The sequence below is a fragment of the Peristeroidobacter agariperforans genome (assembly GCF_004138335.1).
Taxonomy (GTDB): domain Bacteria; phylum Pseudomonadota; class Gammaproteobacteria; order Steroidobacterales; family Steroidobacteraceae; genus Steroidobacter; species Steroidobacter agariperforans.
On record NZ_RYFW01000002.1, the window covers coordinates 32,851 to 57,227 of the forward strand.

The 24,377-nt window shown below is 62.3% G+C and carries 23 protein-coding genes; 11 read left to right on the plus strand and 12 right to left on the minus strand.

Going from position 1 to position 24,377, the window contains the following annotated elements; translation table 11 throughout:
- Positions 1-18: 18 nt before the first annotated feature.
- The 5 genes from EK373_RS14040 to EK373_RS14060 are packed head-to-tail and all read left to right on the plus strand — an operon-like array spanning position 19 to position 5,330.
- Positions 19-1,170 (plus strand): polyamine ABC transporter substrate-binding protein, encoded by a 1,152-nt coding sequence (locus tag EK373_RS14040; protein WP_129643839.1) that lies wholly within the window; start codon positions 19-21, stop codon positions 1,168-1,170.
- 18 nt (positions 1,171-1,188) lie between these two features.
- Complete coding sequence (locus tag EK373_RS14045) at positions 1,189-2,331, plus strand: ABC transporter ATP-binding protein (RefSeq protein WP_129643842.1); 1,143 nt, start codon at positions 1,189-1,191, stop codon at positions 2,329-2,331.
- Positions 2,328-3,335: an ABC transporter permease subunit gene (locus EK373_RS14050; RefSeq protein ID WP_129643845.1), complete on the plus strand. Its 1,008-nt coding sequence runs from the start codon at positions 2,328-2,330 to the stop codon at positions 3,333-3,335. The genes EK373_RS14045 and EK373_RS14050 overlap by 4 nt, the downstream gene beginning before the upstream one ends.
- Complete coding sequence (locus EK373_RS14055) at positions 3,332-4,180, plus strand: ABC transporter permease subunit (RefSeq protein ID WP_129643848.1); 849 nt, start codon at positions 3,332-3,334, stop codon at positions 4,178-4,180. Before EK373_RS14050 ends, EK373_RS14055 begins: the two co-directional genes overlap by 4 nt.
- Before the next feature lie 4 nt (positions 4,181-4,184).
- The gene (locus EK373_RS14060; protein ID WP_129643851.1) at positions 4,185-5,330 is read left to right on the plus strand and encodes a methionine aminotransferase; all 1,146 of its coding nucleotides are present in this window, start codon (positions 4,185-4,187) and stop codon (positions 5,328-5,330) included.
- Here EK373_RS14060 and EK373_RS14065 read toward each other — a convergent pair.
- Positions 5,327-6,442 (minus strand): AAA family ATPase, encoded by a 1,116-nt coding sequence (locus EK373_RS14065; protein ID WP_157994365.1) that lies wholly within the window; start codon positions 6,440-6,442, stop codon positions 5,327-5,329. The genes EK373_RS14060 and EK373_RS14065 overlap by 4 nt on opposite strands.
- Before the next feature lie 310 nt (positions 6,443-6,752).
- Here EK373_RS14065 and EK373_RS14070 point away from each other — a divergent pair, with 310 nt between their 5' ends.
- Together EK373_RS14070 and EK373_RS14075 are read left to right on the plus strand one after the other, a co-directional pair.
- Positions 6,753-7,550, plus strand: a complete 798-nt coding sequence (locus EK373_RS14070) for an amidohydrolase (RefSeq protein ID WP_129643857.1) — start codon at positions 6,753-6,755, stop codon at positions 7,548-7,550.
- A complete protein-coding gene (locus EK373_RS14075) occupies positions 7,547-8,713 on the plus strand; it encodes a trans-sulfuration enzyme family protein (RefSeq protein WP_129643860.1) in 1,167 nt (388 codons plus the stop codon). The genes EK373_RS14070 and EK373_RS14075 overlap by 4 nt, the downstream gene beginning before the upstream one ends.
- Positions 8,714-9,618: 905 nt before the next feature.
- Here the strand turns inward: EK373_RS14075 and EK373_RS14080 are convergent.
- Positions 9,619-10,275: a hypothetical protein gene (locus tag EK373_RS14080; RefSeq protein WP_129643863.1), complete on the minus strand. Its 657-nt coding sequence runs from the start codon at positions 10,273-10,275 to the stop codon at positions 9,619-9,621.
- A 267-nt stretch (positions 10,276-10,542) separates the two neighbouring features.
- On the opposite strand from EK373_RS14080, the gene EK373_RS14085 reads away from it, so the two are divergent.
- Complete coding sequence (locus tag EK373_RS14085; protein WP_129643866.1) at positions 10,543-11,535, plus strand: LLM class flavin-dependent oxidoreductase; 993 nt, start codon at positions 10,543-10,545, stop codon at positions 11,533-11,535.
- Between the two features lie 3 nt (positions 11,536-11,538).
- On the opposite strand, the gene EK373_RS14090 is transcribed toward EK373_RS14085, so the two are convergent.
- The gene (locus EK373_RS14090; protein WP_129643869.1) at positions 11,539-11,757 is read right to left on the minus strand and encodes a hypothetical protein; all 219 of its coding nucleotides are present in this window, start codon (positions 11,755-11,757) and stop codon (positions 11,539-11,541) included.
- 59 nt (positions 11,758-11,816) lie between these two features.
- Between EK373_RS14090 and EK373_RS14095 the strand changes: the two genes are divergently transcribed.
- Positions 11,817-12,149: a DUF962 domain-containing protein gene (locus tag EK373_RS14095; protein ID WP_129643871.1), complete on the plus strand. Its 333-nt coding sequence runs from the start codon at positions 11,817-11,819 to the stop codon at positions 12,147-12,149.
- A 1-nt stretch (position 12,150) separates the two neighbouring features.
- On the opposite strand, the gene EK373_RS14100 is transcribed toward EK373_RS14095, so the two are convergent.
- The 5 genes from EK373_RS14100 to EK373_RS14115 form a co-directional block, all read right to left on the minus strand.
- Entirely contained in the window at positions 12,151-12,627 is a 477-nt protein-coding gene (locus EK373_RS14100; protein ID WP_129643874.1) for a (2Fe-2S)-binding protein, read from the minus strand.
- Positions 12,628-12,635: 8 nt separating this feature from the next.
- The gene (locus tag EK373_RS14105; protein WP_129643876.1) at positions 12,636-14,858 is read right to left on the minus strand and encodes a xanthine dehydrogenase family protein molybdopterin-binding subunit; all 2,223 of its coding nucleotides are present in this window, start codon (positions 14,856-14,858) and stop codon (positions 12,636-12,638) included.
- Between the two features lie 149 nt (positions 14,859-15,007).
- On the minus strand, positions 15,008-15,763 hold the full coding sequence (locus EK373_RS14110; protein ID WP_129643879.1) for a LytR/AlgR family response regulator transcription factor: 756 nt from the start codon (positions 15,761-15,763) through the stop codon (positions 15,008-15,010).
- Between the two features lie 150 nt (positions 15,764-15,913).
- The gene (locus EK373_RS33740; RefSeq protein WP_157994366.1) at positions 15,914-16,075 is read right to left on the minus strand and encodes a hypothetical protein; all 162 of its coding nucleotides are present in this window, start codon (positions 16,073-16,075) and stop codon (positions 15,914-15,916) included.
- Positions 16,076-16,087: 12 nt separating this feature from the next.
- On the minus strand, positions 16,088-17,458 hold the full coding sequence (locus EK373_RS14115) for a metal-dependent hydrolase family protein (protein WP_129643881.1): 1,371 nt from the start codon (positions 17,456-17,458) through the stop codon (positions 16,088-16,090).
- Between the two features lie 233 nt (positions 17,459-17,691).
- On the opposite strand from EK373_RS14115, the gene EK373_RS14120 reads away from it, so the two are divergent.
- On the plus strand, positions 17,692-18,201 hold the full coding sequence (locus tag EK373_RS14120; protein ID WP_129643884.1) for a hypothetical protein: 510 nt from the start codon (positions 17,692-17,694) through the stop codon (positions 18,199-18,201).
- A gap of 1 nt (position 18,202) precedes the next feature.
- Here the strand turns inward: EK373_RS14120 and aceK are convergent, their stop codons facing one another.
- The 4 genes from aceK to EK373_RS14140 form a co-directional block, all read right to left on the minus strand.
- Positions 18,203-19,966 carry a bifunctional isocitrate dehydrogenase kinase/phosphatase gene (gene aceK, locus EK373_RS14125; protein WP_157994367.1) on the minus strand — a complete coding sequence of 588 codons (1,764 nt, stop codon included), beginning with the start codon at positions 19,964-19,966 and terminating at the stop codon, positions 18,203-18,205.
- A gap of 163 nt (positions 19,967-20,129) precedes the next feature.
- Positions 20,130-21,431, minus strand: a complete 1,302-nt coding sequence (icd, locus tag EK373_RS14130; RefSeq protein WP_129643890.1) for an NADP-dependent isocitrate dehydrogenase — start codon at positions 21,429-21,431, stop codon at positions 20,130-20,132.
- Between the two features lie 178 nt (positions 21,432-21,609).
- A complete protein-coding gene (locus EK373_RS14135; protein WP_198683340.1) occupies positions 21,610-22,905 on the minus strand; it encodes a sensor histidine kinase in 1,296 nt (431 codons plus the stop codon).
- Entirely contained in the window at positions 22,862-23,548 is a 687-nt protein-coding gene (locus EK373_RS14140; protein WP_129643896.1) for a response regulator transcription factor, read from the minus strand. Before EK373_RS14140 ends, EK373_RS14135 begins: the two co-directional genes overlap by 44 nt.
- A 264-nt stretch (positions 23,549-23,812) precedes the next feature.
- On the opposite strand from EK373_RS14140, the gene EK373_RS14145 reads away from it, so the two are divergent.
- A complete protein-coding gene (locus EK373_RS14145) occupies positions 23,813-24,361 on the plus strand; it encodes a phosphatase PAP2 family protein (protein ID WP_129643899.1) in 549 nt (182 codons plus the stop codon).
- Positions 24,362-24,377: the final 16 nt, after the last annotated feature.

Consider the following 24,377-nt stretch of genomic DNA (forward strand, 5'->3'; position numbering starts at 1 on the left):
TTGCGGGGAGAAATCCTGATGAGTAGGGCGTTCAACAGTACACTGCGCGCCGGGCTGGCCGTTACGACGATCGCTCTGGCGCTCGCCGCTTGCGGCAAGAAGGAAGAAGCACAACAGTCCGAGGCTCCAGGCGCCGCTGCCGCCGAAGAAAAAGTCCTGCACGTTTACAACTGGTCGGACTACATCGCCGAAGACACCATCAAGAACTTCGAGGAGAAGACCGGCATCAAGGTCACCTACGATGTCTTCGACTCCAACGACATGCTCGAGACCCGCCTGCTGGCCGGCAACTCCGGCTTCGACGTGGTGGTGCCGTCGGCTTCGTTCCTGGAGCGCCAGATCAAAGCCGGCGTGTTCCAGAAGCTGGACAAGTCGCAGCTGCCGAACCTGGTCCACATGGATCCGGACATCCAGCAGCGCGTCGCGCTCCACGATCCGGGCAACGAACATTCGGTGACCTACCTGTGGGGCACCACGGGCATCGGCTACAACGTCGACAAGGTCAAGAAGATCCTGGGCGATACGCCGCTCGATTCCTGGAACCAGCTGTTCGATCCCAAGGAAATCGCCAAGTTCAAGGACTGCGGCGTGTCGGTGCTGGACGCGCCCGATGAAATCCTCAAAGTCGTGCTGCAGTGGATGGGCCGCGATCCGAACAGCCAGAAGGACGAGGACCTGAATGCCGCCGCCGAGAAGCTGCAGCTGATCCGTCCTTACATCCGCAAGATTCACTCTTCGCAGTACATCGACGATCTCGCCAACGGCGATCTGTGCATCGCCATCGGTTGGAGCGGCGACATCCTGCAGGCGCGTGACCGTGCCGCCGAAGCCGGCCAGGGCGTGAAGGTCGCGTACTCGATTCCGAAGGAAGGCACCATCGTGTGGTTCGACATGCTGGCCATCCCCGCCGATGCCAAGCATCCGAGGAACGCGCACGCGTTCATCAACTATCTGATGGAGCCGCAGGTCGCCGCCAACAACTCCAACTTCGTGAACTATGCCAACGCCAACGCCGCGGCCTACCCGCTCGTGAATGAGGAAGTGCGCAACGATCCGGGCATCTATCCGACGCCGGAAGTGAAGGCCAAGCTGTTCCCGTCGCTGGCTTACGGCGAGCAGGCCACCGCCACGATGGCGCGCCTGTGGCAGAAGTTCACCACCGGCCAATAACGCAAAGCGCCGCTACTGATGGCCACGAATCCGCGGCCCCAGCAACAGCTTGCGGTCTGGAACGATCCGCAAGCTGTTCCTTATGTGCACATCGAGCGCGTCACCAAACGGTTCGGTGACTTCGTCGCCGTCAACAGTGTTTCGCTGAAGATCTACAAGAAGGAGCTGTTCTGCCTGCTCGGCGGCTCGGGCTGCGGCAAGACCACGCTGTTGCGCATGCTGGCGGGCTTCGAGGAGCCCACCAGCGGCAAGCTGTTCATCGACGGCGTCGACATGACGGGCATCCCGCCGTACGAGCGCCCGGTGAACATGATGTTCCAGTCGTACGCGCTGTTCCCGCACATGACGGTGGAGCAGAACGTCGCGTTCGGCTTGAAGCAGGACGGCTTGCCCAAGGACGAGATCGCCACGCGCGTCGATGACATGCTCAAGCTCGTGCGGCTTCAGCAGTTCGGCAAGCGCAAACCGCATCAGCTCTCGGGCGGCCAGCGACAGCGTGTCGCACTGGCGCGTTCGCTGGTGAAGCGCCCCAAGCTGCTACTGCTCGACGAGCCGCTCGGCGCGCTGGACAAGAAACTCCGCGAGCACACGCAGTTCGAGCTGGTGAACCTGCAGGAGCAGCTCGGCGTCACGTTCGTGGTCGTAACTCACGACCAGGAAGAAGCGATGACGCTGTCGTCGCGCATCGGCGTGATGAATCAGGGCGAGATCATCCAGGTCGGCACGCCCAAGGACATCTACGAATATCCGAGCAGCAAGTTCGTCGCCGAGTTCATCGGCAACGTGAACATGTTCGAAGGCCGGCTGATCGAGGACGAGCCGGACCACGTGCGCATCGATTCGCCCGAGCTCGGCGGCACGATCTACGTCGATCACGGCGTCAGCTCCGCGCCCGAAGCGGTGGTGTCCGCCGCGATCCGACCCGAGAAGATCAATATCTCCGTCGAGCGGCCGAATCAGACCGACAACGTCGTCCAAGGCACGGTCAAGGAGATCGCGTACATGGGCGACATGTCCGTGTACCTGGTGCAACTCGCATCCAACAAGATGGTGCGGATCACGCAGCCCAATACTTACCGGCATGCCGAAGGTTCCATCACCTGGGATCAAACGGTGTACTTGAGCTGGCATCCCTCCAGTCCCGTGGTGTTGAGCGAATGAGCGCGCGTGCTGAAGCGCCGCGCCGGCATCGGCACAGCGCGGGTGTTCAGCTGATTCTCGACTTTCTGAACAGGCTGCCGCCGTATCGCTGGACGCAGTCGCGCCTGGTGCGCTGGGGAATCACCGGCCGCACGGCGGTCACGGCCGTTCCCTATCTGTGGCTGCTGCTGTTCTTCCTGGTCCCCTTCATCATCGTTCTGAAGATCGCGTTCTCCGAAGCGCGCATCGGCATGCCGCCGTATGCGCCGCTGTTGACCTGGATCGATGGCAGCGTCGCGCAGGTCAACCTGCAGCTGAAGAACTTTGCGAACATGTTCCAGGACAGCCTGTACGCGAAGGCCTATCTCAACTCGATCAAGGTCGCGGCGGTTTCTACGCTGTTCTGCCTGCTGATCGGCTATCCCATGGCCTATGCAATCGCCCGCGCCGAGTCGAAGTGGCGTCACATCCTGTTGATGCTGGTCATCCTGCCGTTCTGGACGTCGTTCCTGCTGCGGGTGTACGCATGGATCGGCATCCTCAAGAACAACGGTCTCATCAATAATTTTCTGATGTGGACCGGCCTCATCGACGAGCCCATCGTGATGCTGCAGACGGACTTCGCGATCTACGTCGGCATCGTTTATTCGTATCTGCCATTCATGATCCTGCCGCTGTACTCCAATCTGGAGAAGATGGATCTGACCTTGCTGGAAGCCGCGGCCGATCTCGGCGCGCGACCGTTCAAGACATTCATGACGATCACGCTGCCGCTGTCTCTGCCGGGCATCGTCGCGGGCTCGATGCTGGTGTTCATCCCGGCGGTCGGCGAATTCGTGATTCCGGAGCTGCTGGGGCCGTCCGATTCGCTGATGATCGGCAAGGTGCTCTGGCAGGTGTTCTTTACCAAGCGCGACTGGCCGGCAGCGAGCGCCGTAGCGATTGCGCTGCTGTTGCTGCTGGTCATTCCGATCGTCTTGTTGCAGCGGGCCCAGGCCGCTGAAGCTCGCGGAGCGCACCGATGAAGCAGTCATCGACGTTCCGCCTGTCCGTGCTCGCGTTCGGCTTCGCGTTTCTTTATATCCCCATCCTGTCGCTGATCGTTTACTCGTTCAACAAGTCGCGACTGGTCACGGTGTGGGGCGGCTTCTCGACCCAATGGTACGGCCGGCTGCTCGATAACCGTCAGATCCTCGACGCCGCGTGGCTGTCGGTGAAGATCGCCGCGACCAACGCGACCGGTGCAGTCATTCTAGGCACGCTGGCGGGTCTCGCCTTGGCTCGTTTCGGCAGGTTTCGCGGTCGCACGCTGTTGTCGGGCATGACCACGGCGCCGCTGGTCATGCCGGAAGTCATCACCGGCCTGTCGTTGTTGATGCTGTTCGTGGTCCTGGACAGCGCGTTGAAACAGGCTTTCGGCTGGAATCTCGAGCGCGGCTTTACGACCATTACGATCGCGCACATCACGCTGACGCTGGCGTATGTCACTGTCATCGTGCAGTCGCGGCTGTCTTCGCTCGATGACTCATTGGAGGAGGCGGCGATGGATCTGGGTGCACGGCCGGCGAAGATCTTCTTCGTCATCACCTTGCCCATCATCGCGCCGGCGCTGGTTTCCGGCTGGCTGCTGGCGTTCACGATCTCGCTCGATGACCTGGTGATCACCAGCTTCGTGTCCGGCCCGGGAGCGAGTACGCTGCCGATGGTGATCTTCTCCAAAGTGCGCTTGGGCGTGAGCCCGGACATCAACGCGCTTGCGACCATCATCGTGTTGCTCGTCACCCTCGGCGTCATCGCGGCCGGCATCTTCATGGCGCGCCAGGAAAAACGCAGACAGCGTGACATGCAGATGGCCGCCGCTGCTAAATAGAGCGATGAACATCCGTTCCAAGCTGCCGCACATCGGCACCACGATTTTCACGGTCATGACCAATCGCGCCCGCGAGTTGGGCGCGATCAACCTGGCGCAGGGTTTTCCCGACTACGACGCGCCGGCGCGGCTGAAGCAACTGCTCGCTCATCATGTCGCGGCGGGTCAAAACCAGTACGCACCGATGATCGGCGTCGCCGAGCTGCGCGAGCAGATCGCGCTCAAGCTGGGGGCGAGCTACGGTCGCGTGCCCAATCTCGACAGCGAAATCACCGTGACGCTCGGCGCGACCGAAGCCATCTTTTCTGCGGTCGTCTCGCTCGTGCACCCCGGCGAGGAAGTGATCTTGTTCGATCCTTCTTACGATTCGTACGCGCCGGCGGTGATTTCTGCCGGTGGACGGCCCATTCACATTCCGCTCGACCCGCCGAAGTTCCAGATCGATTGGGACCGCGTACGTGCCGCGATTACGCCGCGCACTCGGCTGGTGATGATCAATACGCCCCACAATCCAGTGACGACGGTGATCCCGCGCAAGGAGCTGGACATCCTCGCGGAGATCCTACGGCCCACGGACGCGCTCGTGATATCGGATGAAGTGTACGAGCACATGATTTACGACGGCGCTCGCCACGCGAGCCTCGTCGAGCATCCAGAGTTGTATGAGCGCGGCGTTGCCGTCTTCTCATTCGGGAAGACGATGCACGCGACGGGGTGGAGGGTCGGTTACGCCGTCGCGCCGCCCGACATCACTCGTGAGATCCGGCGCGTTCATCAGTTCAATACGTTCAGCATCGCGCATCCGCTGCAACTTGCGATTGCCGACTTTCTCAAAGAAGTGCCCGAGCACAATGCCGGGCTCGGCGCGTTCTATCAGGCCAAGCGCGATCGTTTCCTCGAGCTGCTACGCAATTCCAGTTTCAGCTGGACTCCAGCAGCGGGAAGTTATTTCCAGCTGCTGGATTTCAGCGCCATCACCGGACAAAGCGACGTCGAGTTCGCCGACCGCGTATTGCGCGAGGCCGGCGTGGCCTCGATTCCCGTCTCGCCGTTCTACGTGTCGCCGCCGAAGCTCAGCGTGCTGCGCTTCTGCTTCGCCAAGAACGACTCGACGTTGGAAGAAGCGGCCGAGCGGCTCTGCAAGCTCTAGCTCGGCCGGCCGGTCTTCCCCGAAGCCCGATACACGTCCGCCACCGACACGCTGCGCACACCCGGCGGGAACAAGCCGCCGATCAACTCATCGCATCGGGCCCGATCCTCGACCAGTCGGTGCATCAGCGCCAGCGACTCGGTCCGGCTCAGCAAACGAGTGCGCACGGCGGCGAAGCAACGACCCGGCCGCAGCAACGCCTCATCGACGTCGGCGACGTTCGGCAAGTTGGTCGTGAAAATGATCTTGCGACCCTGCGCACGGACGACGCCGTCTGCGATCGCCAGGAAGCGGTGCAGATCGTGATTGCCGCTGCTGCGCGCCAACAGCAAATGATCGGCATCCTCGATGACGAAAGCATCGTGCTGGCCGGTGATGAAGTCGACGAAGATCTCGTCGCTCTCCAGCGCCTTCTTGTCGCCCGTGTACATCACTTCCGCGCTGTCGCCCTTGCGCTCGGAGATCGCGCCGAGGATGGTTCGCACCAGCTTGGTCTTGCCCGTGCCCGGCGGTCCCAGCAGCAACAGCACGGTCTCGTCCGCCTCCAGGTACTCGCGAATGAAACTGCGCACCGGACGATCGAATGCCGGATAGGCTTCGTCGTGCAGGTCATCGTTCGCCAACTCATCGAACGTCGTGAAGTTCAGCCCGGAACGACTGTCCATGAAGTTCCAGGAGAGCGTGAACATCCGGTGACGCGCGAAAGCCTCGCCGATGATCCGCAGCAGCTTCTCGCGTGTTTCCTCGATGCGAGCCACGCTCTCGGTCCAGATATTGAAGCCGCAGGACACGAACATACCGGTCCGCCAGCCTTCGGCGCTGATGAAGATCCCAGGCCCTTCCAGCAACAGGCTGCCGGCGCCCAGGCGACAGGCGCTCAGTCCCGAGTGCAGGGCGAGATCGTCGAACAGCTCTTCCAGCTTGCGTTGCGACGCGTAACGTACGTGGCGATACACCGGATACTTTGCCGCGACGTTCTCGAGCGCACGAATGGCGCGCGCCTTGAGAATGGTCTCGGGGAACCGGTGAATCTCGTGATGAAAATTCAAACCGACCGCCAACGCGCTGTGCTCAGCCGCGCTGCGCTCGGGATTCAGCTTGTGAATGCTCATAAAGTTGTCGCGAATACAAAGTTCAAACGCCAGAAAAGCAAAACCCCTGGCAGGTTTCCCGGCCAGGGGTTCGTTGGAGCCAAAAGGCTCGCACCTGACTTGCGGGAGCGGGCGCGCTCCGCAAGTCATCTCGCGAAACTAACGCTCGTGTTTGTTGATATCGAGGTTGAGAGTGGGCGGTGCGAACATTGATCGGCTCCTTGAGGCCGTTGTGAACTCGGGGCGCGCATCCTACTCGCGGCCGCGCCGGTGTCAATGATTTTTCCATGAACACTGGCGATGCGGGGATTTGCGCCGTATCTTCGCAGTCATGAGCACACTTAATGTCACATTGATCCAGACCGACCTGGCGTGGCACGACCCGGCGGCCAATCGCGTGCGCCTGCAGAAGCATATGGGCGGGCTGGCGGGGCAGACGGATCTGATCGTGCTGCCGGAAATGTTCACGACAGGCTTCACCATGGAGGCGGAGTCGGTGGCCGAGATAGCCAACGGGCCGACCGTCGCCTGGATGCGAGAGCACGCGGCTGCACTCGGAGCGGTCATCACCGGCAGCATCGCAACTCGGGACGGGGATCGTTATTACAACCGTCTCGTGTGGATGCGGCCGGACGGCACGCATGAAACGTACGACAAGCGCCATCTGTTTCGAATGGCGCATGAGCAGGATCACTACTCGGCGGGCGTCCGCCGGCTCGTCGTTGAGCTGAAAGGTTGGAAGATCCTGCCGTTGGTTTGTTACGACCTGCGCTTTCCGGTGTGGAGCCGTAACAAGCTTGGCGGCGACGACGGCTATGACGCGCTGCTGTACGTCGCGAACTGGCCGGAGCGACGGCGCTACCCCTGGCAGACGCTGCTCAAAGCCCGAGCCATCGAGAATCTGAGCTACTGCATCGGCGTCAATCGTGTCGGCAAAGACGGCACGGGCATCAACTACACCGGCGACAGCGCGGCGATCGATTACCTCGGTCAGCCGATGACACCGGCGTCGGAGCAGGAATTCGTCACGACCGTGTCGCTCGACAAGACGGCGCTCGACGGATTCCGCGCCAAATTCCCAGCGCACCTGGATGCGGACGACTTTCACCTGACCGGGCTCGAGCCATGAAAATTTCCACTCGCTTGAATCATCCGCCCAGCGTCAGCGTGCCCGCGGACAATCGGCCGCTGGTCGCGCCGATCTACCAATCCGTAAAGTTCACCTTCGACGACGTGGCCGAGGCGGAGCGCCAGTCGCGGGGGCAGCGTGAGGGATATCAGTATTCCCGAGTGTCGAATCCGACGTTGGAGCAGTTGAGTCTCACGTTGGCGCAGTTGCAGGGGCGAGAGGAATGTTTGCTGACTGCGTCGGGCGTGGCGGCGGTGAATCTCGCGTTACTGGCGCTGTGCAAGCAGGGCGATCATGTCGTGCTGTTTGCGGAGATGTATCAGCCGACGCGGTACATGATCCGACGTTTGCTAGCGCGGTACGGGGTTACGCACACGATGCTGTCGATCGAAGATGCGGTGGGTATCGAGCAGACGCTGGCGAGCAAGCCGACGAGGTTGGTGATTTTCGAGACGCCGACCAATCCAGTGCTCAAGATCGCGGACATCGAAGCGATCACGGCGGCGGCGAAGAGGCATGGCGCGCTGACGGTGTTGGATAACACGTTTGCAGGCTTTCACAACCACGGGCAGTTCGACATCGATGTGTTCGTACACAGCTTGACGAAGTATGCGTCGGGGCATGGCGATGTGATGGGCGGGGCGGTGATCGCCCGGCGAGAGCTCATCGACAAGATGCGGACTGATTTCATTGTGATCGGTGCGACGTTGGATCCGCACACGGCGTACTTGATTCAGCGCGGGTTGAAGACCTATGCGCTTCGATATGAGCGGCAGTGCGCGAATGCGTTGGAGGTGGCGAGGTTCCTCGAAGGGCATCCGAGCGTGGCGAGCGTTACCTATCCGGGGTTGAGCTCGCATCCGCAATATCAGTTGGGACAGAGGCAGATGCAGGATTGTGGCTCGATCGTTTCTATCGAGTTGAAAGAGAAGGGCGTGGCGCCGACGGCCTTTGCGAATGCGCTGAAGTTGTTTGCTATTTCTGCCAGCGTCGGGTCGACGGAGTCGCTCGTGCAGCCGGGACAGTTGATGATGCCTCGGGATTTGAATGAAGCTGAGCTGCGCTGGGCTGCGGTTTCCGACCGGACGATGCGGTTGTCGATTGGGATTGAAGACGTTGAGGATTTGATCTCGGATTTGCAGCAGGCGTTGGCGGCTTCTTAGCGCTCTTCCGGAGCGGGCGTGGTCTGCGTCGCTGCCGAGGGTGTCTAGTTCGGCGTTGCTGTCGGAGGCGTTGATGGTTCGCGGCGCCGGGAACGTCCTAGGTCTTCCCGGCACCGTGCTCCCCGTCACTGGCGCTATCGCGCGGATTCCTTGGGTCCCGTCCCTGGGCGCACTGCTCCGGCGAGGTCCCTCTCGTCCGAAGCTGCCGGGAAGACCTAGGACATTCCCGACGCCGCCGAAACGTCACTGGCGCATTCGCGCGTGACTCTGCTCCGACCGTGCAACCGTTGGTTTTGAGTTTGAGGTTGCGGGATGTCGACACGCAGTTGCGGCCGCGCTAGGCGCGGCCGCCCGGTGACGTCACCGCAGTTCGGTTGTACCGATCTCCGTTGCGACTCAGTGACCTCGCCGCAGTTCGATCGGGCAGCGCTCTGTCGCGAGTCGTCGCGAAGACGACTCGTAAGTTTCGCGCGGTAGCAAGAAACGTGAGCGCTCGTTGGAGCGCGATAGCGCGACCGAAGGTCGCCCGCCTGACTCCGCTCCAACGTTTCGGCGGCGTCGGGAGCGACCTACCTCCTTCCGGCAGCTTTTCGGCACAGGGACGGGGCCGAAACAGCAGGGCTCACCATGGACGTGACGCGAGGAGCGCACTGCGCTCCGGCGGGCGCCCGGTGCCGGAAGGAGGTAGGTCGCTCCCGGCGACGCAGCCCACCAACGCCTCTTAGAGCAACCCGGCGCAGCCCACCAACGCCTCTTAGAGCAACCACCCGACGGAGCCACCAACGTCACCTATAGCAACCCGGCGCAGCCCACCAACGCCTCTTACAGCAACCCGACGGAGCCACCAACGTCACCTATAGCAACACGCCGCATACCACACAGGCCTCTTAACAATAACCCTCCAGTCAACCACCAACGCCGACCTGCGTTGTACGCCTCAGGAACAACACGAGGGTGGTCGTATGCACGTCTTCAACGTCACTAAGAGTCGCTTCACTTTGGTGTTGATGGTTGCCGGCGTCGTCAGTGTCGCCAGCCTGAGTCAGGCTGAGGCGGGCGTTCGGGATCGTGGTGTCAATGCTGGGCAGCAGAATCAGCATCAGCGCGTGCGGCAAGGCGTTCGTTCTGGTGAGCTCACGCGGCGAGAGACTCGGAATCTGGCTGAGGGGCAACGTGATATTCGGCAGTTGGAGCGGGCGTATAAATCCGATGGTCAGCTGACCCGTGCCGAGCGCGTTGATTTGCACCACGAGCAGAACCAGGCCAGCCGCGACATCTACAAACAAAAGCACGACGCACAGGATCGACCCGTAGCTACACCCGCAGCGATCCGCGATCCCGGAGTGAATGAGCGGCAGGTGAACCAAACCGGTCGGATCGTCGACGGGGTCAAGACAGGTGAGTTGACCCACGACGAGGCGCAGGAGCTGCGCGACGGACGGCGGGAGATTCGTCAGACCGAACAGCAGTACAAGGCCGATGGCGCATTGACTCGGGATGAGCGCATCGACCTGCATCAGGACTTGAAACAGCAGAGCCACGACATCCACGAAGCCAAACACAACGAAGAGACTCGCAGACAGTAATTCGCGCTGTCCCGACCCGACCTGACCAGCCCGCTTCCAGAAGGAGGCGGGCTTTTTTTCGTCGTTGAACGGCTACACCCGAGCAGCGGGCCAGCCGTGCACGTCGGGCAACGTCCAGTGCGGACCTGATAAGTAAATTCAGGACATCAGTAGCCGCGGCTCGAGCCGTCAGACCACCGAGTGAACTTCTGTCGTTCCTGCATGGCTTGAATCCGCGGGCCGCGGCTCAAGTATTCTGCGGTCATGGCTACTCTATCCGTCCTCGACCTGTCGCCTATCCCGGTGGGCAGTGACGCCGCGCAGTCCTTGCGCAATTCGCTCGACCTTGCCCAACACGCGGAACGTTGGGGTTATCGAAGGTTCTGGCTCGCCGAGCATCACAGCATGCCCGGTATCGCGAGCGCGGCCACGGCCGTCGTGATCGGTCACGTTGCCGCCGGAACGAACACCATCCGAGTCGGAGCGGGCGGCATCATGCTGCCGAATCATTCGCCGCTGACGGTGGCTGAACAATTCGGAACGTTGGAATCGTTGTTCCCGGGTCGTATCGATCTGGGATTGGGGCGCGCGCCAGGCTCGGATCAGGCCACGGCCCGTGCGTTACGCCGCACGCTCAATTCGGATCCGGATGCGTTCCCGCAGGATGTGATGGAGCTGATGGCGTACTTCGGGCCGTTGCAGGAAGGACAGCGGGTGCAGGCGGTGCCGGGGCAGGGACTGAATGTTCCTCTTTGGATTCTCGGCTCCAGCCTGTTTGGCGCACAGGTGGCGGCGGCCCTGGGATTGCCGTTCGCGTTCGCCTCGCACTTTGCACCGGCGCAGATGATGCATGCGCTGGAAATCTATCGAGCACGGTTCAAGCCTTCGCAGTATCTGGACAAGCCTTACGCCATGGTGGGCTTCAACGTATTCGGTGCGGATACGGATGAAGAAGCGAAGGTGCTCGTGACCTCGATGCAGCAGGCGTTTGTGAATCTGCGCTCTGGCACGCCGAAGAAGTTACAGCCGCCGATGCCGGGCTATTACGAGAACCTGCACCCGCACGATCGGTCGATCCTGGACGAGGTATTGACCTGCTCGGCGATCGGCTCGCCGGAGACGGTGCGTCGTGAGTTGAAGGCGTTTGCAGAAGTCACCGGTGCGGACGAAATCATCGTCGCGTCCATGATCTACGATCACACGGCGCGCCTGCGGTCATATCAGATCGCGGCGGAGGCGAATGCGAGCCTGGGCTAGCCGCTAGCGCTGGCCTGGATACTTCATGGCGCCGAGCCGCGCCAGCATCTTGGAAAGCTCTTCGGGGCTGATATAAAAATACTCACAAACGCGACCCCACAGCATCGGGGTCGGCACATTGTGGTCGCCGCGCTCTTGCTGCGTCTCATGGAGCACGTACAGCACGATACGTTCCTTGCGGGTCAGGCCATCGCGGACGTCGGGGATATCGTCGTAACTCATTGCTGTTTAACGCGCAGAGGCGCAAGGTATGCGGTAAATCGATTGCTGGGGGAAGCCGCATGGACACCAAGCCCGCGACTGCCGTCGACCCGAAGTCATTCCAGACCTTCGAGGAATTTTATCCCTTCTACCTCAGCGAGCACAGCAACCGCACCTGTCGGCTGCTGCACTTCATCGGTTCGACCCTGGCGTTGGGGTGCCTGGTGCTGTTGATAGGCACCGGCGACGGCTATTGGCTGCTGGTCGGCCTGTTGTGCGGCTATGGCTTCGCGTGGATCGGCCACTTCGCCTTCGAAAAGAACAAGCCCGCCAGCTTTAGCCGGCCGCTCTACAGTTTTCGCGGCGACTGGGTGATGTATCGGGACATCTGGACCGGCAAGATCAAGATCTGAATCACAGCTGAGTCGTCTTGCTGCGTAGGGCCGCTGCCTTCACGGCCTTTCTGATTCGCACATAAGAGCCGCAACGGCAAATGTTGCTCATGGCCGCGTCGATATCGGCGTCGCTGGGATTGGGCGTGCGTTCGAGCAGCGCGACGGCGGAAAGGATCTGGCCGCCTTGGCAGTAGCCGCATTGAGCAACGTCGGTTTCGATCCATGCCTGCTGCACTGGGTGCAGATGTTGTTCGTCGCGCGCCAGGCCTTCGATTGTGACGATGGACAGGCCCTTCGCGTCGGCAAGGCGCATCACGCAGGAGCGAACGGTGCTGGCGTTGGCGAGCACGGTGCAAGCGCCGCACTGCCCGATGCCGCAGCCGAACTTCGTGCCTTTGAGTCGCAAGTCTTCGCGCAGGAACCACAACAGCGGCATGTCTGCCTTGTCATCGGGCGCGGCGACCGGTTGGCGATTCAGGGTGAATTCGATGGGCATGGGTTCGCTCAGATTTTGAACGTGTCCGCGATGGGCATGCGGCGCACTCGTTTGCCGCAAGCGGCGAAGATGGCATTGGCGAGCGCTGCGCCGGCGGGTGCGAGTGGCGGCTCGCCGACACCGGTGGGGTCGTAACCGCTGTCGATGATTTCGACTTCGATGGACATCGGCGCCTCGCGCAGGCGCATCCAGCGCAAGGTGTTGAAGTTATCGTTGACGACGCGGCCTTCGCTGACGCGAACATCGTTGAACAGCGCCGCGTTCAGTCCGTCGACGAAGCCGCCTTCCATTTGCGAGCGGATGTGATTCGGGTTGATCGCGAAACCGCAGTCGATCGCACCCCAGGCGCGCAGGATCTTCAACTCATCGGTGTCGCTGACGCTGACCTCGAGCACGCACGCTGCATAAGTGCCGAAGGTGAAGTGACCGGCGATGCCCAGCCCCGTGCCCTTGGGGCGCGGGCGGTTCCAATCCGCAAGCCGCGCGGCTGCTTCGTAGCACTTCGCCATACGGCCGGAATGAATGCTCTTCGCCGCCCAGTTATTGATGGAATATTCCTGATACGGTTGCAGCCACTGCAAACGAAACGCGAGCGGATCCTGGCCAGTCGCGTGAGCCAGTTCGTCGAGCATGGACTCGGTGGCGAAAGCCCATTGCAACATGGTGGGCGCGCGCCACGGGCCAACGAGAATGTTCGACGTGGAAGGGAACTGCTCGACACGATAGTTCGATACGACCTTCGCCGGAAAATAGTCGCTGGCTTCGGGTCGGCCGCGGGTTTGGGCCTGGCGATGCTGCCAGGCGGTGATGCGCTTGTCCTTGACCGCTGCCCGCACGCGCATGACCGCGGCGGCATCGAAGAAATCGCGCTGGATCTCATCTTCGCGCGTCCAGGTGACTTTGACCGGGGCTTTGATCCGGTGGCTCAACGTCACTGCTTCGCGGATGAAATCGAGCTCGCCGCGCCGGCCGAAGCCGCCGCCCATGCGCTTGCTAATGACTTTGACCTTCAATGCATCGAGGCCTGCAATGAGCTCGACCTCGCGCGCGACGGTGTGCGGAACCTGATGGCCAACGATGATAGTGGCGCCGTCGCGGCGCACGTCGGCAATGCAATTGTGCGGCTCCATGCACGCGTGCGCGAACAGCGGCTTCTCGTACGTGTGATCGAGCACCAGGTCGGCGGTGGCGAACGCGGCGTCCACGTCGCCGTCATCGACGAGTTTGTCTGCTACGCCGTTGCCCGCGACCAGGCGATGAAATTCCTGGATCTGCTGGTTCGAGTCGTCGGTGGCCGCATTCTTCCATTGAGCTTGCAGCGCTTTGCGACCTTGCATCGCGGCCCACATGCTGTCCGCGAGCACGGCAATGCCCGCTGCCAGAACCTGCGCATCGCCGCCCGGCCAATGGTCTTCGACCTTGCGCGGCAGCTCGATGATGTGGCGGACGCCTGGAATGGCCAGGACCGCATCCTTGTTGTAGCCCGCGATCTCTGCGTTGAGCGCCGGTGCGCGCTCGATCACCGCCTGCAGCGCGCTGGGATAATCCTCGTCGATGGCGAACAACGGCCGCCCCATGACGATGTCGCGAACGTCCACGACGCCGGCGTCCTTGCCCATGATGCGATAGTCGGCGCGTTGCTTGAGCTTGACCTGCTCGGGTTGCACCTGGCGGCTGGCGGCCTTGCCGGCGAGCTCGCCATAGCTCAGACGACGGTCGCGGTTCGGGTCGATGACAAAGCTGTCTCGGGTGGTCAGCGTGTCTGCCGATACCTGCCATCGGGCCGCCGCTTCTTCCATCAGCATGCGGCGAACAGTCGCGCCTGCTCGGCGCATGTAGTCCCAGTTGTTGCGAACGGTCTGGCTGCCGCCCGCGGCGGATTGGCCATATTCGTAGCCGACTTCGCCTTTGTCATTCCGGATCATGCGGACGGGTTCGTCTCTGGTGACCGTCACCAGCGCCCAGTCCAGGTCCATTTCGTCGGCCAGAATCATCGGGCCGGTGGTCCGCATGAACTGCCCCATCTCCATGACTGGCGACATCAGCTCGGCGCTGTTGTCCGGGTGCAGCGTCAAATAGACGCACCAGGAGGGTGAAGCCCCCGCCGTTCGCGCAGCCAGCGACGAACGGGGAGGCAGGGGGATCGAAATCAGCAGCGCGCCGGCGGCCGACACCGACGCTTTCAGAAAACTACGACGGTCCAGATGAGGCGCTGTGGCCGGCGGGCGCATGACGGGCGGGCTCTCCTTGGCGGTGAGTCCATTGAACCGATGGCGCGCGATGCCCGCGAGCGAAATGTGATGACTGAAGGGCGCGATGTGACGAGTTGCCAACGCCCGAGGGACGAATGGCTGGCCGCTGGGACGAACGTCCTGGCGTGTTATTCCGCCGGGCGGTAGCGCTGCAGGGCTTGTTTGTGCTTTTTGCTCATGGGCAGAGCCTGACCGCCGCGCAGTTGCACGGTGCCGTTGCCCGAGGGCTGGGTTTTGATGCGCTCGATCTCGTCCCGCCGGACCAGATGGCAGCGATGGATGCGGATGAAATCAGTGGCGGGCAGCAGGTCCTCGACCTGCTTCAACGTGGCGCGCATGAGATAGCGCTGGCCGCGCTCGATGATCTCGACATAGTTGCCGGCGGCGCTGACGCACTCGATGCGATTGATCAGGATCAAACATTGGTCGGCGCCCTTGCTGACCAGCAGTGCATCTTGCCCGGCCGCGGTCGGCTGGGGTTCCGGCGCGGCCGGGGCGGGCGGTTGCAGTTCGATGGCCGGCGCGGGCGCGACATCGACGGTCTCGGCGACCGCTCGCCGCTCTCTCAGGAAGACGTGCCAGACGAGATAGACGACGCCGACGACTGCCACATAACGGGGCAGAAAGATCATCAGGCTGGTGGCGGCATCCCGCGCGTTTGTCAGCAAATCGATGGCGACCGGTACGGCGGCCGAGATGAACACCACCACCGCCACCAGGGCGGCGAGCTCAACGGCGCGGTTGTGCCATTTAGTCGAATATTTGCGGAGCGCCGCGAACAGCAGCGGTGTGGTCACCAGCCACACGCCCCAGTTCTTGAATACGTGACGGAACGAGCTGGCCAGATCCGCCGGCTTATTGGCGATCAGCACCTCGTACAGCATGCAATAGCACGACAACAGGGCGATGAACCCGCCCCAGCAGATCAACGAGGTCTTGAAGTCGCTCCGCAGCGGCCAGGCCACGTCACGGGGCAGATGAATGGTTCGCGCCGACACGGCGAGTCTCCCGACCGAGCGGAAATAATGCCGAAATTAGCATAGCCGGCGGCGCCATGAAGTGGTCCCTGGGGCCACGGTCGACGCGCGCCGGTCGAAAGTGATGACTTTCGCGGCGTTATTTTGTTCCTGATCCTGAATAATGCGCTCGCCATGAGACTGGCGGCGCGTGGCGCCGACCATTGCGGTCAGCGCCACGACGAGCCTCGATCAGGTGCTCGAGAGTTGTTCCGGGAACGCCTGGCGCTTGCCGTCGAGCTTGTGCACGACGCCACGGCGCATCACGAAGTCGACGCTCTCGAGGCGGGTCACATCGTCGAGCGGGCTGGCGCTGACGGCGATGATGTCCGCATCCTTACCCGGCGCCAGCGAGCCGATGCGTGCTTCCTGTCCGAGCAGCGTGGCGGCATCGAGAGTCGCAGAGCGGATTGCGGCGGCGGGCGTCATGCCTGCCTGTACCAGCAGCGCGAACTCCTTCGCGTTCTTGGCGTGGTCGCCGACGCCCGAGTCGGTGCCGAACGCAATCTTCACGCCGTCCTTGATCGCGGCCGCTGTGTTCTTCGCGTGGCTGGCTACGGCTTCCTGAGCTTTGAGCAAGGTGTTCTGCGAGCGTGCGCCGGCTTGCGCCTGAGCCAGGGCGGCGTGCGGAGCCACCATGGTCGGAACGAACCAGGCATTGCGCTTCTTGAACAGTGCGTTCGTGGTCGCGTCGGTGTACGTGCCGTGCTCGATCGAATCGACGCCCGCTTCGAGCGCCGCCTTGATGCCATTGTTGCCGTGGGCGTGCGCGGCCACCTTGCGACCGAACATGTGCGCGGTGTCGACGATGGCCTTCATTTCGTCAGCGAACATTTGCTGGTTCAGACCGCCAGCGATGTTGCTGTTCACGCCACCGGTCGCGGCGAATTTGATCACGTCCGCGCCTTGAGAGATTTGCGCACGGACGGCGCGGCGACAATCGTCTGCACCATTGCAGGTGTTGTTGGCGTGCTCATGCACCATCTCGGCGATGTCGCGATTGGTGTTGTTGGATGAATCGCCGTGGCCGCTGGTGATGGAGATGCTGCGTCCCGCGACATAAAGCGTCGGGCCGACCAACACGCCGTTGTTGATGCCGTCGCGCAGCGCCGTGACGCTATGGACGTCGGAGCCCAGGTCGCGCAGCGTCGTAAAGCCGGCTTCGAGCGTGCGTCGTGCGTTGTCGATGCCGATGACGAAGCTGTCTTCCACGTCGCGGTTGTTCTGCTCGATGCGGGCGCGCATCTTGTTATCGTCGTTGAAGATGTGCACGTGCATGTCGATCAGGCCCGGCAGCACGAACTGTTTGCTCAGATCGACCAGCTTCGCGCCCCCTTCCGGTGCAACGAAGCCATCGCGGATCGCCTCGATCTTTCCATCGCGCACGATCAGGGTGGAGTTGCCGCGGGGCGCGGCGTCCGGCCGATCGAGCAGTGTCCCGGCGTGGATATAAACAACTTTGCTGATGGGGGTCGGCGCCTGGGCTGTGCTCGACACCGAGCTCAGCAGGGCCATGGCTCCGGCCAGTGCCAGGGAGGATCGAGACAGAAGCGATCGATGCATGTTGTGAATTCCTTTGGAGGAGAGCGCGAAGCGGCCGATCTTAGGCAACGGCTGCGGGGTCATCCAGTGCGCCGGAACCCGTCGCGGGCGATTGCATAGCTCATGCACGAAAGCGTCGAATTGCGGTGAATTGTGACCTGCCGGATCGGGTTGCCGCAGTTGGCTTGCCAGACCTCGGGCCTGGGAGGAATATCCGAGCGAGGGTTCCGACGTCGTCCGAATGGAGTCCAACCGTGAAATTGTTCATCGGGTGCGCGTTCATCGCGGCAATGCTGATTTTGGGCGCTGCCGAGGGCGACGAAGTCCACGTCGTCCAGCAGGGGGTCGATATCGATTTCCGGCAAGAAACACCGGGTCGGCAAGAGGAGTTGGCGGCCAAGGTCATCGCCCTGGCGGAATCCGCGAGTGTCGAGTCGACCGGTTATTTGAAGACCGAAAAGCGTTGGAAGGCAGCGCTCTCCCAGCCCAGATTCGTGCACGCCTTATTCGATCCGGCGCGCGACGTGAAGCTGATGGTAGGCCGCAGCCGGGCGTACGAGTTCACGCCGGTGAATGAGATCCGTATCGTGCTGTCTGAGCGCGGCTGGACAGATCACATACTGCTGCGCGTCGGCTCGCAGATCCGAGCGGTGACCAAGTATTCGCCCTGCGCGATGGCCGAGCTGACCGTTGGCTCGAAACTGCGCACGTCGACGCAGGAGCACGCCGAATTGCTCGGCGGCTACTGCGTCGAGCTCAAATGATTCAAATGCTGCTGAACACGCGCACGCGGTGGCGGTGATAGGGCAGCACTTCGAGCACTTCGCCATCTTTCAGGCGATGCTGAATGCCGCGCCACCAGTCGGCGGTCATGATTTCGCCGTGCACCTTCAGAAAGACTTCTTTGAGGTGTGCGTCGAAGCCCAGGAACTGCATGAAAGTCTCCGGGAACACGTCGTTGTCGTTGACGTGGAACCAGGCCTCGGCGCGCATGTCGTCTTCATCGAACTTCGATTGCGGGACGTCGCGGAAGCGGCAGTCGGTGACGGCGCACAGCTCGTCGTAGTCGTAGAAGATCACGCGAGCGTGCCGCGTGACGCCGAAGTTCTTCAGCAGCAAATCGCCGGCGAAGATGTTCGTGACAGCGAGGTCGCGGATGCACTGGCCGTAGTCGAGCACGGCCTTCTCGGCGTCTTCCCGTGAAGCATTGCGGATGTACAGATTGAGCGGCGTCAGGCGGCGCTCGATGTACACGTGATCCATGATCACGTCGCCATCTTCGAAGTGCACCGTGTTGGCGGCCTCGTCCTGCAACTCGGCAACCAGCTCCTTCGAGAAGCGGGCCGCGGGGAACTTCAAGCGTTTGAATTCCTGCGCGTCGACCAGGCGGCCGGCGCGATCGTGCTTGAAGACCATTTCGTATTTCTTCTGCACTTCTTCGCGCAGGATGTTCTTCGGGTACGCGAAGCGATCCCGAATGATCTTGAACACCACGTCGAACGACGGCAGCGTGAAACAGATCATCACCAGGCCTTTGTCGCCCGGCGCGTGCACGAACTGATCTTCGCTCTTCTGCAAATGTTTGAAGAGCTCGCGATAGCGTTCGGTCTTACCCTGCTTGGCGCGGCCGAGCACGGTGTACAGCTCGCTCACCGGCTTGCGCGGCAGGATGCTCTTCAGGAACACGATGGCCTGGCCGACGTGCGCCAGGTCGGCATGGAAGTACGAGCGCGTGAAGCTGAACAGGATGCTGACGGTGCTTTCGTCCATCATCACCGCGTCGATGCGTACGCCGCTCTCGGTGTTTTGCAGAGCCAGCACGAAGGGTAGTTGCCAGCCCGGACCGGAGATGCGGCCGACCAGGTACGCACGCGTCATCTGAAAGAACACGGTGCGGATGATTTCGATCTGCTCCACCTGCAGCGGCGGCTTGGATGCATCGGCATCCACTTCGCACTGGGCGCGCACTTCGTTGCTGATGGTACGGACGCTGCGGTCGAAGTCGACGTAGGGCGTACGGAAGCGGAAGTCGGCGAGCACTTCTTCGAACAGCAGTTCGAGCGAGCCGCGGTTCACGTAAACGTTGGTTTCGATCGCGGAGGTGACCGATGCGATCGGATCGAGATCCAGCGCGACGAACTCCACCGCCGGATCGACGCCGATCGTGCCGAACGTGCGACGCGTGACGGAGTTGAAGAAAGTCTTGTCGAATTCCAGGTCGGGCAGGGCGTCGATCAGCTCGGTGAAGCGACGTTTGATGCTGCTCCAAAGCGCGCGCTCGGTCACGTCGTCGCCGAGCCGCGCCTGCATCTGGTGCACGGCGCGATCGACGCACTTGTCGTAGAGCTCGATACGCTCGACAGCATCGCGCAGGCTGCCGTGCCAGTCGCGAGCCTCGAACTTCTGGGGCGCACGCCGCGTGATGGAACGAAATTCCGCGTTGTAATCCGCGAACGATTGGACCAGCGCGCCTGCGCACGTATCGACCAATGCGTCACGAGAAAGAACGGTGGCTGCTGATGCTGACATGTTCAATGGGTCCATGAAGATGTCTGAGATATTAGCGCGCCGCTGTGCAGGCGCGACAGCCGGGATGGTGGGAAGTCCGGCGGGAAGCGCCCTCTGCCAAGGCAGAGGGCGCCCCTCAAGCGAGCACTAAGCATTCCCCTGCGAGGGGATGCTTATATCTACGTCACAGATTCTTGATCAAAGCGTCGCCGAATTCGGAGCACTTCACTTCCTTGGCGCCTTCCATCAAGCGCGCGAAGTCGTAAGTGACCGTCTTCTGGCCGATCGTCTTGTCCATGGCGCTGATGATGGCGTCGGCCGCTTCGGTCCAGCCCATGTAACGCAGCATCATTTCGCCGGAGAGAATCACCGAGCCCGGGTTCACCTTGTCGAGATTGGCGTACTTCGGCGCCGTGCCGTGAGTCGCTTCGAACACCGCGTGACCGGTCACATAGTTGATGTTGCCGCCCGGCGCGATGCCGATGCCGCCGACCTGCGCGGCCAGCGCATCCGACAGGTAGTCGCCGTTCAAGTTCATGGTGGCGATCACGTCGAACTCCGCCGGACGCGTCAGCACCTGCTGCAACGTGATGTCGGCGATCGCATCCTTGATGATGATCTTGCCGGCCTTGATGGCGGCATCCTGTTCTTCGTTCGCGGCCTTCTCGCCCTTGGCGGCCTTGGTGCGCTCCCACTGATCCCAGGTGTAGGTCTGAGCGGCGAACTCTTTCTCCGCCAGCGCATACGCCCAGTTACGGAACGCGCCTTCCGTGAACTTCATGATGTTGCCCTTGTGCACGATCGTCACGCTCTTGCGCTTGTTGACGATGGCGTACTCCACGGCCGAGCGGAACAGGCGCTCGGTGCCTTCCTGCGACACCGGCTTGATGCCGATGCCCGATGTTTCGGGGAAGCGGATCTTCGCGAACTGCTTCGGGAACGCGGCCTTGAAGGCTTCCAGGAACTTCTTGTTGTCCGGCGAGCCGGCTTCGAACTCGATGCCCGCGTAAATGTCTTCGGTGTTTTCGCGGAAGATGGTCATGTCGACCTTGTCCGGAGTGCGCACCGGCGAAGGCACGCCCTTGAACCAGCGCACCGGGCGCAGGCACACGTAGAGATCCAGCATCTGACGGAGCGCGACGTTCAACGAGCGGATGCCGCCGCCGATCGGCGTGGTCAGCGGGCCCTTGATGGACACCAGGTAGTCGCGGCAGGCCTGGACGGTTTCCTCCGGCAGCCAGGTGTTGAACATGTCGTTCGACTTCTGACCGGCGTACACCTCCATCCAATGGATTTTGCGCTTGCCGCCATAAGCCTTTTGCACGGCTGCGTCCATCACGCGCACCGAAGCGCGCCAGATGTCCGGACCGGTGCCGTCGCCCTCGATGAAGGGGATGATGGGTTGGTCTGGAACGTTGAGCTTGCCGTTCTGGATGGTGATCTTCTGCCCCTGCGGGGGCACATTCAGTTTTACTGCGGTCGACATCGACGAACTCCGTGGAGCTGGTTCGTAAGGAGGGTATTGCCGGTATTTTGGGGGCCGGCATGCTAACACATAGCGGTTGGCGGTTAGCGGTTCGCGGTTCGCGGTTAGTCAGAAAAAAGCCTTCAGTTCCGGCTCTTTAACCCACCGCCAACCGCTAACCGCCAACCGCTAACCGCTTCTAGAAATTCACGGTCGCGGTCACGCCGCTGCCAGCATTTTCCAGTCGGATCGCCCAGCCGTAGCGCTCGCAAATGCGCCGGACCAGGTACAGGCCCATGCCGTGGCCGCCCGGATGCGTCGTAAAGCGCGGCGGGATGTTTTCCAGCTGGCCGGCGGGCAGGGCGCCCGCATTGCTGACCACCAGTTCGCGGCCCTGGGAACGGCACAGGATCTCGGCGCCAGCGCCGTGCTGGACGGCGTTGCGCACCAGGTTGCCCAGGGTCATGGCGACCATGCTTTCCGGGGCGGCGACGCGCAGCGGCCCGCCACGAAGCTCGACGACGATGTGCTTTTCCGGTGCAACACTGCGCTGGTCCTCGACCACGCGCGCCAGCACTGCATAGACATCGCAAGTCGTCTCGGCCGGCGCGATGAGCTGGGGCTCGCGCGACAGGGCGAGCAGCGCGTCGGTGAATTCAGTCATCTCGCGCACGGCGCGTTGGATGCGGGCGAGGGCCTTGCTCGCGCCGGGCTGCCCGGCGGTCTGCGTTTCGAGCAGCTCGACCGCTCCGCGCATGACCGCGAGCGGCGTGCGCAATTCGTGGCTGGCGGTGGCAGTGAACGATTGCTCGCGCTCGACGAAGCCGTCGAGCCGCTCCATGAAGGTGTCGATGGAGCGGGCGATCGGCTCGAGCTCGTTGCCCGCGAACTGCGCGCCGATGCGGACGTGTCGTTGGCCCGGATCGATCTGCGTGAGTCGATCGGCCAGCACGGTCACGGGCTCGACCAGCCGGCGCGAGATGGCCGTCGCCGCCAGGCCGGCAACGATGACGACGCCGACCACGCCGAGACCGAGCACGAACAACGCGATCCTTTCCTGGACGACGTAGCTGGTCACGTCGTAAGTGATGTAGAGCCGGCCGAAATTGCCATCGCGCACCAGCACGTCGAGCAAACGTTTGCCGTTGCGCACGCGGTGCATTTCGCCGGGCTTGAGCATGGCGATGTGTCGGGGCAACTCGGCGAGATCGCTGGATCGATAAATACTCAGGCGCGCGGAGCGCAGGGGCTCGGCGCCTCGATCCGCGTGCAAGCGCTGTTCGAAGTGCGTGAGCTCTTCGGAGAGCAGATCGAGCGTGATGTTTCGTTTCAGGCGCTCGTCGGCGAGATAGGCCCAGGCGCTCAGGATCAAGCCTGCTCCGGCGAGCAGCGCGATCATCGTGCCCGCGATGCGTGCGCGCAGGCTGAGCTGCGCGAACCACTCGATCGCCCTACGGACGAGGCGGTTCCGCCGAAAGTCGATAACCGGTGCCATGAACGGTGTGTAGCAACTTGGTCGTGAAGTTCTTGTCGATGGCCGTGCGCAGCGCATGCATGTGGGCGCGCAGGAAATCTCCCTGCGGCGGCTGATCGCCCCACAGCTCCTTCTCCAGCTCCTGGCGCGTCACCACGCGATGCGAGTTTTGTAACAGCACGATCAACAGACGACGGGTGGTCGGATTGAGCTTGATGCGCTCGCCGCCGCGCTCGGCTTCGAGCGTGTCCAGATCGAATGTGAGATCGCCGACGGTCAGCAGTCGTTGCGCCGGCGGCACGTTGGCGCGACGGAGCAGCGCCTTCAGGCGCACGTCCAGCTCGGCGAGCGAGAACGGCTTGACCAGGTAGTCGTCGGCGCCGGCCTCGAAGCCTTCGATCTTGTCCTGGAGCGTGTCCTTCGCCGTCAGCATCAGCACCGGCACGCGCGTGTGGCCGGCCTGGCGCAGCTGACGGCACAAGGACAAGCCGTCCAGGCCGGGCAGCATCAGGTCGAGCACGATCGCGTCGTACGGCTGATTCAGCGCCAACTGCAGCCCACGCTCGCCCTCGAGCACGTGCTCGACGGTGTCGCCCGTCGCCTCGAAGAACTCGGCGATGTTGGCGGCGATGTCACGGTGGTCTTCGATCAGCAGCAGGCGCATGGGACGAAATATCGGCGGTGGCAACGACACATAGCTGTCACATTGTACGCCGAACGCGGCTTGCTACCGGGAAATACCTGGAAAACGAGAGGCAAGCGCAGTTACGGCCTGCCATCACACAAATGTCACGGCGCCGTCAAGCTGTCGCAGCATGTCGAGCGCAAATTGACACTGCGCGAAGGTGTCGCGGGTAGCTCAGCAAAAGTCACGCCTTTGACGAGCGTATCGAAAGGGTCTCGGCTTTCGATCATAGGAGCAGTCGTCATGACTACGGCACGTGTGGATGGAATATTTCGCAGAGTCGACGCGTACGAGTATGCGTGGTGCCTGCGTCTGAACCGGGGCTGTCAGCAGCGGCGATTCGTCCGTGACCTGTTCGCCACGGTCAGCAAACTCGGCGATGGCGCGTTCTGGTACGTCCTGATCTTTCTGTTGCCGGCGATCTACGGCGAAACGGCCGTCATGCCTTCCGTGCGTATGGCTGTGGTCGGGAGCGTCGGCGTGCTGCTGTACAAGTATCTGAAGTCGCGGCTGGTGCGCGAGCGTCCGTACATCTCGCTCGCCGGCATCGTGCCGGGCACGCCGGCCCTGGACCGTTACAGCTTTCCATCGGGCCACACGCTGCACGCGGTGAGCTTCACGATCCTGGCCATCTCCAGTTTCCCGGAGCTGACCTGGTTGCTGGCGCCGTTCGCCACGCTGGTGGCGGCGTCACGCGTAGTGCTGGGCCTGCACTACCCGACCGATGTAGCCGCAGGCGCCATCATCGGCGCTACCCTGGCCCTGGTCAGTATGGCGGTGTTCCCGGTCTGATCGGACCGCCGACCGT